The sequence below is a fragment of the Streptacidiphilus alkalitolerans genome, assembly GCF_042511045.1.
GTDB classification, from domain to species: domain Bacteria; phylum Actinomycetota; class Actinomycetes; order Streptomycetales; family Streptomycetaceae; genus Streptacidiphilus; species Streptacidiphilus alkalitolerans.
The window spans coordinates 39,188-52,458 of sequence record NZ_JBHEZX010000029.1 but is presented as its reverse complement, the minus strand read 5'-3'; the positions used below and the strand labels follow the sequence as shown (position 1 = coordinate 52,458).

Here is a 13,271-nt window from a genome sequence, read left to right as displayed (position 1 = left end):
GATAAGGTCACTCGGCGTCGCCGACGATATCGGTTGGGTGACCGGGAGGCCGTATCCGGATCTGCTTTTTGGGGCGAGGATTGACGGTGGTGTGGGTGGCAGGCAGTGAGGTGCGGCTAGCATGACCGTGACGAGCACGAGCAGCAGTGCCAACACGACGAGCGCAGGCGTCACGGGGCGAGGAGGGCAGGCCAAGGTGCAGAAGGCCAAGATCCTCCTGGTCGACGACCGGCCGGAGAACCTGCTCGCGCTGGAGGCGATCCTTTCCGCACTGGACCAGACCCTGGTCCGCGCGGCCTCCGGCGAGGAGGCGCTGAAGGCGCTGCTCACCGACGACTTCGCGGTGATCCTGCTGGATGTGCAGATGCCCGGCATGGACGGCTTCGAGACCGCGGCGCACATCAAGCGGCGCGAGCGCACCCGTGACATCCCGATCATCTTCCTGACCGCGATCAACCACGGCCCGCACCACACCTTCCGCGGCTACGCCGCCGGGGCGGTGGACTACATCTCCAAGCCGTTCGACCCCTGGGTGCTGCGCGCCAAGGTCTCCGTCTTCGTCGAGCTGTACATGAAGAACTGCCAGCTCAAGGAGCAGGCGGCGCTGCTGCGGCTGCAACTGGACGCCGGCACCGGCGTCCCGGCGGGCAGCAACGGCCACGCCGACGGCACCGCCCCGGCCCGCCGCGGCGCCCCGGCCGGCGGCCTGCTAGCCGAGCTCTCGGCCCGGCTGGCGGCGGTCGAGGAGCAGGCCGAGGCCCTGACCAAGCAGCTGGACGAGTCCGCCGACCCGGCCGCCGTGGCCACGGCCACCCACCTGGAGCGCAAGCTCTCCGGGCTGCGCCGGGCGCTGGACGCGCTGGAGCCCGGGGCGCCGTCGGGGAGCGGCAGCAGCGCCGCGACGCCCGGGAACTGACTGCGGGACAGGGATTCCGCCGACACGACCGCGGCAAGCAGGCGCGACACGTGTTGCGGCTGAGCCGCCACCGGTAACCTGAGCCGCATGGCCACACGCATGTCCGGCAGCGGTTCGGGTACCCGTAGCGCGGGGACGGCGAAAAAAGCTGCCGCCGGCCCTGTGAAGAAGGCCCCGGCGAAGAAGGCCGCGCCCGCCAAGAAGGCGCCGGCGCAGGCCAAGAAGGCCGCTCCGGCGAAGAAGGCCGCGGCCAAGCCCCCGGCTCCGCCCAAGCCGCTGCCCTACCGCGCGGTGCGCGGCACCTGGCTGGGCATGGCGCACGGTGTCGGCGCCATAGCGCGCGGCGTCGGCGACGGCGCCAAGGGACTGCACCCGGCGCACCGCAAGGACGGGCTGGCGCTGCTGCTGCTCGCGCTGGCGCTGCTGGTCGCGGCCGGGTCCTGGTCGGATCCGCAGGGCTGGCTCGCCATCGGCGTCACCAATGTGGTCAAGGGCGCGTTCGGCCGGCTGTCGGTGGTGGTGCCGATACTGCTCGCCGCCGTCGCGGTACGGCTGATGCGGCATCCGGAACAGCCCGACGCCAACGGACGGATCGTCATCGGCCTGGGGGCGCTGAGCATCGGCGTGCTCGGCCTGGTGCACATCGGCTGCGGCGCGCCGGGCCTGCACGCCGGCGCGAGCCTGATCCGGGGCGCCGGCGGACTGATCGGCCTGGCCGCCTCCCGTCCGCTGATGGCCGCGGCCGGACCGGCGCTGGCGGTGCCGCTGCTGCTGCTGGTCACCTTCTTCGGCCTGCTGGTGGTCACCGCCACCCCGGTCAACCAGATCCCGCAGCGGCTCCGGCTGCTCGGCGAGAAGCTGTCCCTGGTCGAACGGCAGCGCCCGGAACGGGATTCCGACGCCGAGGACTTCGAGGACGACGGGTTCGACGGCCTGGGCTTCGTCACCGACTTCGAGGGCGAACCGGGCACCCCCGCCGAGCGCGCCGCGCTGCTGGCCAAGCGCGAGCGGCTGGAGCAGGAGGGCGCGGTGGCCCCGCGCCGCCGCCGTCCGCGCCGCAACCCGGGCCCGGCGGCCCCGCCCGACCGTCCGCGCGGCGACCTGGACGCCATCGACGTGGCCGCCGCCGCCGCGGCGGACCTGGACGGGGCGCTGCTGCACGGCGTGCAGCCCTCCTCCGCGCTCGCCGACATGATGAACCGGGTCAGGGACCGCACCCCCCTCGGCGACCCCGCGTCGTCCGAGGACAGCGGGGCGGTCCCGGCCGCCCGCCGCGAGGACACCCCGGCCGCCCCGGCCGGGGCGGAGCCTGTCGAGCCGGAACCGGCCGAGCCCGCGCCGTCCCTGGTCAAGGAGCCGCCGGCGGCGGAGGAGCCCGCCGAGGGCATCCCGCCGCTGCGCTCCGAGCAGCTGCGGCTGCCCTCGGACAGCACCTACCAGCTGCCCCCGCCCGAGCTGCTGGCCAGGGGCGGCCCCGGCAAGACCCGCAGCAAGGCCAACGACGACGTGGTGGCCGCGCTCACCAATGTCTTCTCCGAGTTCAAGGTGGACGCCGCGGTCACCGGCTTCACCCGGGGGCCGACCGTCACCCGCTACGAGGTCGAACTCGGCCTCGCCGTCAAGGTGGAGCGGATCACCGCGCTGGCCCGCAACATCGCCTACGCGGTGGCCAGCCCGGACGTCCGGATCATCAGCCCGATCCCGGGCAAGTCCGCGGTCGGCATCGAGATCCCCAACACCGACCGGGAGATGGTCAACCTCGGCGACCTGCTGCGCTCGCCGATCGCCACCAACGACCCGCACCCGATGCTGGTCGGCATGGGCAAGGACGTCGAGGGCCAGACCAGCGTGGCCAACCTGGCGAAGATGCCGCACATCCTGGTGGCCGGGGCGACCGGGGCGGGCAAGTCCTCCTGCATCAACTGCCTGATCACCTCGATCCTGATGCGGGCCACCCCGGAGGAGGTCCGGCTGGTGCTGGTCGACCCCAAGCGGGTCGAACTGACCGCCTACGAGGGCGTCCCGCACCTGATCACGCCGATCATCACCAACCCCAAGAAGGCCGCCGAGGCGCTGCAGTGGGTGGTCCGCGAGATGGACCTGCGCTACGACGACCTGGCCGCCTTCGGCTTCCGCCACGTCGACGACTTCAACCGGGCGGTGCGCTCGGGCAAGGCGCAGCCGCCGCTGGGCAGCGAGCGGGTGCTGGAGCCGTACCCGTACCTGCTGGTGATCGTGGACGAGCTGGCCGACCTGATGATGGTCGCCCCGCGCGACGTGGAGGACTCCATCGTCCGGATCACCCAGCTGGCCCGGGCCGCCGGGATCCACCTGGTGCTGGCCACCCAGCGGCCCAGCGTGGACGTGGTGACCGGCCTGATCAAGGCCAACGTCCCGTCCCGGCTCTCCTTCGCGACCTCCTCGCTGGCCGATAGCCGGGTCATCCTGGACCAGCCCGGCGCGGAGAAGCTGATCGGCCGGGGCGACGCGCTGTTCCTGCCGATGGGCGCGGGCAAGCCGACCCGGATGCAGGGCGCCTTCGTCACCGAGGAGGAGATCGAGGCCGTCGTCCAGCACTGCAAGGCGCAGGCCGAGACCCAGTACCGGGGCGACGTCACGGTCGGCTCCGCCCCGAAGAAGGAGATCGACGAGGAGATCGGCGACGACATGGACCTGCTGGTCCAGGCCGCCGAGCTGGTCGTCTCCACCCAGTTCGGCTCCACCTCGATGCTGCAGCGCAAGCTGCGGGTGGGCTTCGCCAAGGCGGGCCGACTGATGGACCTGATGGAGTCCCGGGGCATCGTCGGACCCACCGAGGGGTCCAAGGCACGGGACGTGCTGATCCAGCCCGACGAGCTGGACGGGGTGCTGATCACCCTCCGGGGGGAATGACCGGAAGCGGGCGCATCGGGTTCCGTGTAGCCCCGTTATCGAGGGGTAGGGGGAGTGGACACGGGACATCCTGACCATTCGTCACCACTTCGGCGGTATTCAGGTTGATGCCTGCTCGGGGTGCCCCCATAGACTGGGATCCTCCGCTCGAAAGGCGTACTAGTGACCGTCGGAACGTCCCCGCAGCCCTCCATCGGACAGGTACTCAGCAGTGCACGTACTGCTGCCGAACTGACGGTCGAGGAAGTCAGTGCGGAGACCCGGGTCCGGGTTCCCATCATTCACTCCGTCGAGGAGGACGATTTCAGCCGCTGCGGGGGTGACTTCTACGCCCGCGGGCACATCCGGGCGATCGCCCGGGTGGTCGGCGCCGACGGCGACGCCCTGGTCGCGCGCTACGACGCGGCCCACGGCGGCGCCCCCTCGGCGTCCCGGCCGGTCCCGATCTTCGACACCGAGCGGATCCGCCCCGAGCGCCGCCGTCCGAACTGGACCGGGGCGATGGTCGCGGCGATCATCGTGGTGGTCGCGGTGATCGGCTTCAACCTGGTCGGCGGCAAGGACAAGACGCCGGACGCGCAGGCGGCGGTGCTGCCCAGCGCCACCTCGACGGCCGCGCCCTCGGCCGCGGCGAAGCCCCCGGCCCCGCGCGCCAGCGCGATCGCGGCGGCCCCGGCCGGCCGGGTCACCCTCAAGGTCAGCGCGGACAGCGGCAACACCTGGCTGCTGGTGAAGAACAGCAAGGGCCAGACCCTGTTCCGCAACATCCTCGCCAAGGGCGCCTCCAAGACCTTCACCGACCTCAAGCAGCTCCAGGTGGTCTACGGCGACGGCGGCGCGGCGCACCTCTGGGTGAACGGCAAGGACCTCGGCAAGGCCGGTACCGACGGGCAGGTCGTGAACGCCAGCTACACCCCCGGCGACCCGCAGGCCGGGTGATCCCGTACGCCTCGGACACCCCCTCGTGACCCCTTCGCGTCACCCGCGTCAAAACCTCGGTAATCTTGGCGTCATGTCCCCACGCCGCACAGTCGCCCTTGTCACGCTCGGATGCGCCCGCAACGAGGTGGATTCCGAGGAACTCGCCGGGCGGCTGGAGGCCGACGGGTGGGAGCTGGTCGACGACGCGGCGGACGCCGACGTCGCGGTGGTGAACACCTGCGGCTTCGTCGAGGCCGCCAAGAAGGACTCGGTCGACGCCCTGCTGGAGGCCAACGACCTCAAGGGCCACGGCCGCACCCAGGCCGTGGTCGCGGTCGGCTGCATGGCCGAGCGCTACGGCAAGGAGCTGGCCGAGGCCCTGCCGGAGGCCGACGCCATCCTCGGCTTCGACGACTACCTCGACATCACCGACCGGCTGCAGAACATCCTGGCCGGCGGCAAGCACGTCTCGCACGCCCCCCGGGACCGGCGCAAGCTGCTCCCGCTGAGCCCGGTGGAGCGGCAGCGGGCCGCCGAGGACGGCGCGGTCGCCACCCCGGGCCACGGCCCGGCCGCCGGGGCCGCTGGGGCCGCCGGGGTCCAGGAGCCCGCCGAGACCCCGATCGCCGACCTGCCGGAGGGCCTGGCCCCGGTCTCAGGACCGCGGGTGCTGCGCCGCCGCCTGGACGACAGCCCGGTCGCCTCGGTGAAGCTGGCCTCGGGCTGCGACCGCCGCTGCTCCTTCTGCGCGATCCCCTCCTTCCGCGGCTCCTTCCTCTCCCGCCGCCCCTCGGACGTGCTCAACGAGACCCGCTGGCTGGCCGAGCAGGGGGTCCGCGAGGTGATGCTGGTCAGCGAGAACAACACCTCCTACGGCAAGGACCTGGGCGACATCCGGCTGCTGGAGACGCTGCTGCCGGAGCTGGCCGCGGTCGACGGCATCGAGCGGATCCGGGTCAGCTACCTGCAGCCGGCCGAGATGCGCCCCGGCCTGATCGAGGTGCTGACCGGCACCCCGAAGGTGGTGCCCTACTTCGACCTCTCGTTCCAGCACTCCGCGCCGAACGTGCTGCGCCGGATGCGCCGCTTCGGCGACACCGACCGCTTCCTCGGCCTGCTGGAGGAGATCCGGGCCAAGGCCCCCGAGGCCGGCGCCCGCTCCAACTTCATCGTCGGCTTCCCCGGCGAGACCGAGGCGGACCTGGCCGAGCTGGAACGGTTCCTCACCCACGCCCGGCTCGACGCCATCGGCGTGTTCGGCTACTCCGACGAGGACGGCACCGAGGCCGCGACCTACCAGGGCAAGCTGGACGAGGACGTGGTCGCCGAGCGGCTGGCCAAGATCAGCCGGCTGGCCGAGGAGATGACCGCCCAGCGGGCCGAGGAGCGGGTCGGCAGCACGGTGACCGTGCTGGTCGAGTCGATCGACGAGGACGAGGACGGCTCGGTGCTCGGCCGGGCCGACCACCAGGCGCCGGAGACCGACGGCATCACCTCGTTGACCGGGTCGCTCGAAGGTGTGAAGGTCGGCGACCTGGTCGAGGCCAAGGTCGTGGCGAGCGAAGGGGTCGACCTGATCGCGGAGCAGATCGGCCTGGCCGGCTCGGCAGCCGGGGTGGGGGCGTGATCCAGGGCGCCGAGGGGGGCGGCAGAGGGGCCGCGGAGAAGCGCGCGGACCCTGTGCCCGAGGCGCTGCCGGCGCCGGTGCGGGCCGAGCCGGGGCTGTGGAACATCCCCAACATGCTCACCATGCTGCGGCTGCTGATCGTCCCGGTCTTCGCCGCGCTGCTGCTGGCGGACGGCGGCCACGACCCCAAGTGGCGCGCGGTGGCCTGGGCCTCCTTCGCCATCGCGATGATCACCGATCTGTTCGACGGCGAGCTGGCCCGGCGGATGGACCTGGTCAGCGACTTCGGCAAGATCGCCGACCCGATCGCGGACAAGGCGATCATGGGCACCGCGCTGGTCGCCCTCTCGGCGCTGGGCGACCTGCCCTGGTGGATGACCGTGGTGATCCTGGTCCGTGAGATCGGAATCACACTGCTCAGGTTCTGGGTGATCCGGCACGGGGTGATCCCGGCCAGCCGCGGCGGCAAGATCAAGACACTGACCCAGGGCATCGCGGTGGGCATGTACGTGCTGGAACTCACCGGTCCGCTGGCCACCGCCCGGTTCTGGCTGATGCTGCTGGCCGTGCTGCTGACCGTGGTCACCGGCGTCGACTACGTCCGCCAGGCCGTGACGCTGCGCCGGGCCGGGCTTGCCCGTGAGCGGGCCGCGACCCCGTGAGCGGCCCGAACGGCCCGAGCAGCCCCGGCGGGCCGCCCGCGGGCGCTGAGGCCGTACTGGAGGCGCTGGTACGGGCCGGCGCCACCGTGGCCGTCGCCGAGTCGCTGACCGGCGGGCTGCTGGCGGCCGAGTTCGTCGCGGTTCCCGGCGCCTCCCGGGCCTTCCGGGGCTCGGTCACCGCCTACGCCACCGAGCTCAAGGGCTCGGTGCTGGGTGTGGACACCGCCCTGCTGGCCGCCAAGGGCGCGGTGGACCCGCAGGTCGCGGCCGGGATGGCCGAGGGCGTGCGGCGGCTGATGGGCGCCGACTACGGGGTCGCCACCACCGGGGTGGCGGGTCCTGACCCCCAGGACGGGCAGCCGGTGGGCACCGTGTACCTGGCCGTCGCCGGACCTGAGGGACTATTCGGCTCTTCGCTTCGGTTGACACCGGGGCGTGCCACAATCCGACGCAGAACGGTGGAGGCCGCGCTCGGTCTGCTGAGCGAGGCCCTGCGTTCGAACAGAAGTCGAGGTCCGGAGGGTTAGTGAGGGTGGTCCCACCGGGAATAGGACAAGTGACGGATCGGGAAGTTCCAGCGGCCATACCGCGAACAGCAGGGGAGGGGCCATGGATACAGCCCAGAGTGAACACGACCGGGCTCCCCGCACGCGACGCGGGCCAAGCGGTACGGTGGGGCAGTGACGTCTCGAGCCGCGGTCCAAGGAGGGAGCCACCGATGATCCTGCTCCGTCGTCTGTTGGGTGACGTACTGCGTCGGCAGCGCCAGCGCCAGGGCCGCACCCTGCGCGAGGTCTCTGCTTCGGCGCGGGTTTCCCTCGGCTACCTGTCCGAGGTGGAACGAGGCCAGAAGGAAGCATCCTCCGAGCTGCTTTCCGCGATCTGCGACGCCTTGGACGTACGCATGTCCGAGGTGATGCGCGAGGTCAGCGACGAACTGTCGCTCGCCGAGCTGGCGGCCGGGGATCCGGTGCGCCCGGTCCTGGTCGAACCGGTGCCGGTGCCTTCGGGCGGCCCCGAGCGGATGCCGTCCCTGGTCCCCAAGACCAGTGCGATGGACGTCGTCGCGGCCTGACCGGTCCGACCGCCGCCCAACAGCTCCAGTCGGCCGTGCGCCGGTGTCCGCCCCTCGGGGCCGGGCGCCGGCGCACTGCTACGCCAGGCGGCATTTGTCGATAAATGGCTAGGATGGCATTTCTGTCCCCGCACGAGGCAGGCGGTGGTGTGCCATCAGACGGCTCCGGGTCCCCGAACGGCTTCCGCACCGCAGCCCGCTGCTGTGGGCGCTCGCCCTGCTGTGCACCCTCGGCTGCTGGGGCGCGCTGTTCGCCGGGGTGCTGAGCGCCAGGAGCGGGGTCGGCCTGATGTTCGCCGGGGGCTGGACCCTGAGCCTGCTGCCGGTGCACAGCGCCCGCTTCCGCCGCCGGGGGTCACCGGCCCCGGCCTCGGCCGTCTCTAGGACCGAAGCCGTAGTCCGCGGGTGGTGGGATGGAATCCAGCGGCTTCGAAGGGAGCGCTGAGCGCCGAGCCGAGCGCGGCCTCGCCGTTGATCCGCTCCACGGTCAGATCGGGCAGCGCGCCCTCGTGCAGGGCCCGGGTCAGCGCGTCGGCGGCCAGCCGCAGGGTGTCCTGGTCCTCTGCCCAGGACAGCAGCGACTTCCCGCCGCGTTCCAGGTAGACCACCAGCTCGCCGTCCAGCAGCACCACCAGCGAGCCGGCCTTGCGTCCGGGCCGGTGGCCCGAGGAGGGGCCGGCCGGGGCCTCCGGCCAGGGCAGGGCCGCCCCGTAGGCGTTGGCGGGGTCGGCGGCGGCCAGTACGGTGGCCACCGGGCCCGGCCCCCCGGAGGATCCGTCCCGCCTGCCGGGGCCGCCGAAGCCGTCCGCCGACGGCCCGCCGCCGCGCTCGGCGGCGCTGTGCACGGCGCGCAGCCGGTCGATCGCGCCGTCGGTGGCGAACTGGGCCGCGCCCAGGCCCTCCACCACATAACCGCGCCTGGTCCGCCCGTTCTCCTCGAAGGCGGTCAGCACCCGGTACACCCCGGCGAAGCCGCCGGGGGCGCGTTCGGCCTGGACCGCGCCCCTGGTCACCACCCCGTGCCGGTCCAGCAGGGTCTGCGCCAGCGCGTGCGCCCGCTGGGTCGGGTCGGCCAGCGGGACCGGCAGCAGTGACCAGCGCCCGGCCGTGGTCGGCAGCGATCCGGCCCTGGCGGTGGTCCTGGCCGCGGGGCGGCTGCCGCCGTAGCGGGGGCGCGGGGCGGCCCGGGGCGCCCGGTGCGCGGTGGAGCCCGCGGTACGGCCCGAGCCCAGCAGGGCGCGCAGCGGCGCCAGGGTGTCATTGGTGAGGTACCCGGACCAGGCCAGGTCCCACAGCGCGGCGGCCAGCTCCGGCGGGGTCGTGGTCAGGCCCTGGGCGGCCACCTGGTCCGCGATCTGCCGGAAGAACAGGCCGTAGCCGGGCGCCAGCGCCGCCAGCACCGCCCGGTGCAGCGGGGACTGCTCCAGCGGCAGCGCGGCCGGGAGCAGCAGCGGCGCGGTGTCGGCCGGGCAGAGCGTGATCCAGCCGTCCTTCCCGGCCAGCGCCCCCGCGCCGGACCAGAGCACCTCGCCGGAGGCGGTCAGCTCGTCCAGCATGGCCGGCTGGTAGTCGGCGACCCGGGACGGCAGCACCATCCGCTCCAGCGCGGAGGCGGGCACCAGCGAGCCCTGCAACTGCTCGACCGCCCGCAGCAGGCCGTCGATGCCGCGCAGCCGGTGCGCGCCCAGGTGCTGCCACTGCGGCAGGAAGGCGGCCAAGGCGCGCGGCGGGACCGGCTCGACCTCGTGCCGCAGCGCGGCCAGCGAGCGCCGCCGCAGCCGCCGCAGCACCTCGGCGTCGCACCACTCAGCGCCGGAACGGCCGGGCCGGAACTCGCCCTGGACCAGCCGCCCGGTCCCGGCCAGCCGCTGCAGGGTGCCCAGCACCACGGCCGGGCCGAGCCCGAACCTGGCCGCCGCGTCGGCCACCGTGAACGGGCCCCGGGTACGGGCGTGCCGGGCCAGCAGGTCGCCGAGCGGGTCCTTGACCGGCTCGGTGAAGGCCTCCGGCACGCCGACCGGCAGCGGGGTGCCCAGGGCGTCGCGCAGCCGCCCGGCGTCCTCGATGGCGGCCCAGCGCTGCTCGCCGGCGATCCGCACCGCGATGATCCGGCGCGCGGCCTCCAGCTCGGCGGCCCACTCCGGGGCGCCGCCGCGGACCGCCAGCTCGGCCCCGGTGAGCGGGCCGAGCAGCCGCAGGGCGTCGGCCACGCCCTCGGCGTCCTTGATCCGGCGTTCCGGGGTGAGCCGCCGCAGCTCGGCGTCCAACTGCTCCAGCACGGCGGGGTCGAGCAGTTCGCGCAGCTCGGCCTGGCCGAGCAGTTCGGCGAGCAGCCGGGAGTCCAGCGCCAGCGCGGCGGCCCGGCGCTCGGCCAGCGGGGAGTCGCCCTCGTAGAGGAACTGGGCCACGTAACCGAACAGCAGCGAGCGGGCGAACGGCGAGGGTTCCGGCGTGGTGACCTCGACCAGCCGGACCCGGCGCGACTCGATGTCGCCCATCAGCTCGACCAGACCCGGCACGTCGAAGACGTCCTGGAGGCACTCGCGGACGGCCTCAAGAACGATCGGGAAGGAGCCGAACTCGCTGGCGACCTGCAGCAGTTGGGCCGAGCGCTGGCGCTGCTGCCAGAGCGGGGTGCGCCGGCCCGGGCTGCGCCGGGGCAGCAGCAGCGCCCGGGCGGCGCACTCGCGGAACCGGGAGGCGAACAGCGCGGAGCCGCCGACCTGGTCGGTGACGGTCTGTTCGATGCTGCCGGGGTCGAAGACGGTGGCGTCCGCGCCGATCGGGGCGTCGTCGGCGGCGGCCGTGAGCGGTGCTTCGGGGTCGGGGAAGTCCAGCAGGTCGGCGTCCGGCAGCCGCAGCACGATGCCGTCGTCGGCGTGCATCACCTGGGCGTCCAGGCCGTGCTTCTCGGACAGCCTGGCCCCCAGCGCCAGCGCCCAGGGGGCGTGCACCTGGGCGCCGAAGGGGGAGTGCACCACGATCCGCCAGTCGCCCAGCTCGTCCCTGAACCGCTCCACCACGATGGTGCGGTCGTCCGGGAGGTGGCCGGTGGCCCTGCGCTGCTCGTCCAGGTAGGAGAGCAGGTTGGAGGCGGCCCAGTCGTCCAGGCCGGCTCCCAGCAGCCGCAGGGTGGCGTCCGCCGGGCTCAGCCCGCCCAGTTCGCGCAGGAAGGCGCCGACGGCGCGGCCCAGCTCCAGCGGGCGGCCGAGCGAGTCGCCGTGCCAGAACGGCAGCTTGCCGGGGACGCCGGGGGCGGGGGAGACCAGCACCCGATCATGGGTGATGTCCTCGATCCGCCAGGAGGAGGTGCCCAGGGTGAAGACGTCGCCGACCCGGGACTCGTAGACCATCTCCTCGTCCAGCTCGCCGACCCGCCCGCCGCCCTTTTTGGGATCTTGACCTGCGAGGAAGACCCCGAACAGGCCGCGGTCGGGGATGGTGCCGCCGGAGGTGACGGCGAGGCGCTGGGCGCCGGGGCGGCCGGTGACGGTGTTGGCGACGCGGTCCCAGACCACGCGGGGGCGCAGCTCGGCGAAGGCGTCCGAGGGGTAGCGGCCGGCCAGCATGTCCAGCACCGCCTCGAACGCGGAGGCCGGCAGCGCGGCGAACGGGGCGGCCCGGCGGACCAGGGCCAGCAGCTCGTCCACGTCCCAGCTGTCCAGGGCGGTGATCGCGACGATCTGCTGGGCCAGGACGTCCAGCGGGTTGCGCGGGACCCGCAGCGACTCGATCGAGCCGCTGCGCATCCGCTCCACCACCACCGCGGCCTGGACCAGGTCGCCCCGGTACTTGGGGAAGACAACACCCCGGGACACCGCCCCGACCTGGTGCCCGGCCCGGCCGACCCGCTGCAGCCCGGAGGCCACCGAGGGCGGTGACTCGACCTGGACCACCAGGTCGACCGCGCCCATGTCGATGCCCAGCTCCAGGCTGGAGGTGGCGACCACGGCCGGGAGCCGCCCGGACTTCAACTGCTCCTCGACGTCGGCGCGCTGCTCCTTGGAGACCGAGCCGTGGTGCGCCCGGGCCAGCACCGGCGGCGCGCCCTTGTTCACCCCTGCCTGCGCCATGAGTTCGGCCGGGGCGTGGGTGTCGGCCAGGGACTCGCCGGTGGTGCGCTCGAAGGCGATCTCGTTCAGCCGGCCGCAGAGCCGTTCGGCCAGCCGGCGGGAGTTGGCGAAGACGATGGTGGAGCGGTGCGCCTGGACCAGGTCGGTGATCCGCTCCTCCACATGCGGCCAGATCGAGGCGTTGCGCTCGGGCGAGTCGGTCTCGGCCGGACGGCCGCCGGAGAGCTCGCCCAGATCCTGCACCGGGACCACCACGGACAGGTCGAAGCGCTTCTCCGAGGGCGGCTGGACGATCGCCACCCTCCGCTGCGGCGACAGGTAGCGCGCCACCTCGTCCACCGGACGGACCGTCGCGGACAGGCCGATCCGCCGGGCCGGGGCCGGCAGCAGCTGGTCCAGCCGCTCCAGGGTGAGCGCCAGGTGCGCCCCGCGCTTGGTCCCGGCGACGGCGTGCACCTCGTCCAGGATCACCGTCTCCACCCCGCGCAGCGCCTCGCGGGCGGCGGAGGTGAGGATCAGGAACAGCGACTCCGGGGTGGTGATCAGGATGTCCGGCGGATGGGTGGCGAAGCGCCGCCGCTCGGCCGGAGGAGTGTCGCCCGAACGGATGCCGACCTCGATCTCCGGTTCCGGCAGGCCGAGCCGCTGCGCCGCCTGCCGCAGCCCGGCCAGCGGGGCGCGCAGATTGCGCTGCACGTCCACCGCCAGGGCCTTGAGCGGGGAGACGTAGAGCACCCGGCAGCGTTTGCGGGTCTCGGCGGGCGGCGGGGTGAGCGAGAGCCGGTCCAGCGCGGAGAGGAAGGCGGCGAGGGTCTTGCCCGACCCGGTGGGGGCGACGACCAGGACGTCGGAGCCCTCGGCGATGGCCTGCCAGGCCCCGGCCTGGGCGGTGGTGGGCGCCGGGAAGGCGCCGGTGAACCAGGCCCGCGCGGGCGCGCCGAAGCCCGCCAGCGGGTCGGCTGCGCTGGGCGTGGGGGGTCGCTGCTCCGGTCCGGCCATGTCCTCATGGTGCACCGTCCCACTGACAAGCCCGCAGGCGTGATCCCATATCCGCTCATATCGTATGAATATCTCTGATTCCGCTTGAGGGTCGGAGACTTCCCGA

General features: G+C 73.4%; 8 protein-coding genes. 7 read left to right on the top strand and 1 reads right to left on the bottom strand.

Translation table 11 applies throughout. The annotated features are described in order from the left end of the window. Positions 1-121: 121 nt before the first annotated feature. From ACEZDG_RS36940 to ACEZDG_RS36910, 7 genes are all read left to right on the top strand, one after another. A complete protein-coding gene (locus ACEZDG_RS36940) occupies positions 122-916 on the top strand; it encodes a response regulator (RefSeq protein WP_380519162.1) in 795 nt (264 codons plus the stop codon). A gap of 87 nt (positions 917-1,003) precedes the next feature. After that, positions 1,004-3,808, top strand: a complete 2,805-nt coding sequence (locus ACEZDG_RS36935) for a DNA translocase FtsK (RefSeq protein ID WP_380519160.1) — start codon at positions 1,004-1,006, stop codon at positions 3,806-3,808. 162 nt (positions 3,809-3,970) lie between these two features. Then, complete coding sequence (locus ACEZDG_RS36930; RefSeq protein WP_380519159.1) at positions 3,971-4,747, top strand: helix-turn-helix domain-containing protein; 777 nt, start codon at positions 3,971-3,973, stop codon at positions 4,745-4,747. Between the two features lie 73 nt (positions 4,748-4,820). Then, positions 4,821-6,356 carry a 30S ribosomal protein S12 methylthiotransferase RimO gene (gene rimO, locus ACEZDG_RS36925; protein ID WP_380519157.1) on the top strand — a complete coding sequence of 512 codons (1,536 nt, stop codon included), beginning with the start codon at positions 4,821-4,823 and terminating at the stop codon, positions 6,354-6,356. 113 nt (positions 6,357-6,469) lie between these two features. Further along, positions 6,470-7,018 carry a CDP-diacylglycerol--glycerol-3-phosphate 3-phosphatidyltransferase gene (gene pgsA, locus ACEZDG_RS36920; RefSeq protein WP_380519192.1) on the top strand — a complete coding sequence of 183 codons (549 nt, stop codon included), beginning with the start codon at positions 6,470-6,472 and terminating at the stop codon, positions 7,016-7,018. Continuing rightward, complete coding sequence (locus ACEZDG_RS36915; RefSeq protein WP_380519155.1) at positions 7,015-7,545, top strand: CinA family protein; 531 nt, start codon at positions 7,015-7,017, stop codon at positions 7,543-7,545. Before pgsA ends, ACEZDG_RS36915 begins: the two co-directional genes overlap by 4 nt. Before the next feature lie 191 nt (positions 7,546-7,736). Further along, complete coding sequence (locus ACEZDG_RS36910; RefSeq protein WP_380519154.1) at positions 7,737-8,093, top strand: helix-turn-helix domain-containing protein; 357 nt, start codon at positions 7,737-7,739, stop codon at positions 8,091-8,093. Positions 8,094-8,473: 380 nt separating this feature from the next. Here ACEZDG_RS36910 and ACEZDG_RS36905 read toward each other — a convergent pair whose 3' ends face one another. Beyond that, positions 8,474-13,165 (bottom strand): ATP-dependent helicase, encoded by a 4,692-nt coding sequence (locus tag ACEZDG_RS36905; RefSeq protein ID WP_380519153.1) that lies wholly within the window; start codon positions 13,163-13,165, stop codon positions 8,474-8,476. Between the last annotated feature and the right edge of the window lie 106 nt (positions 13,166-13,271).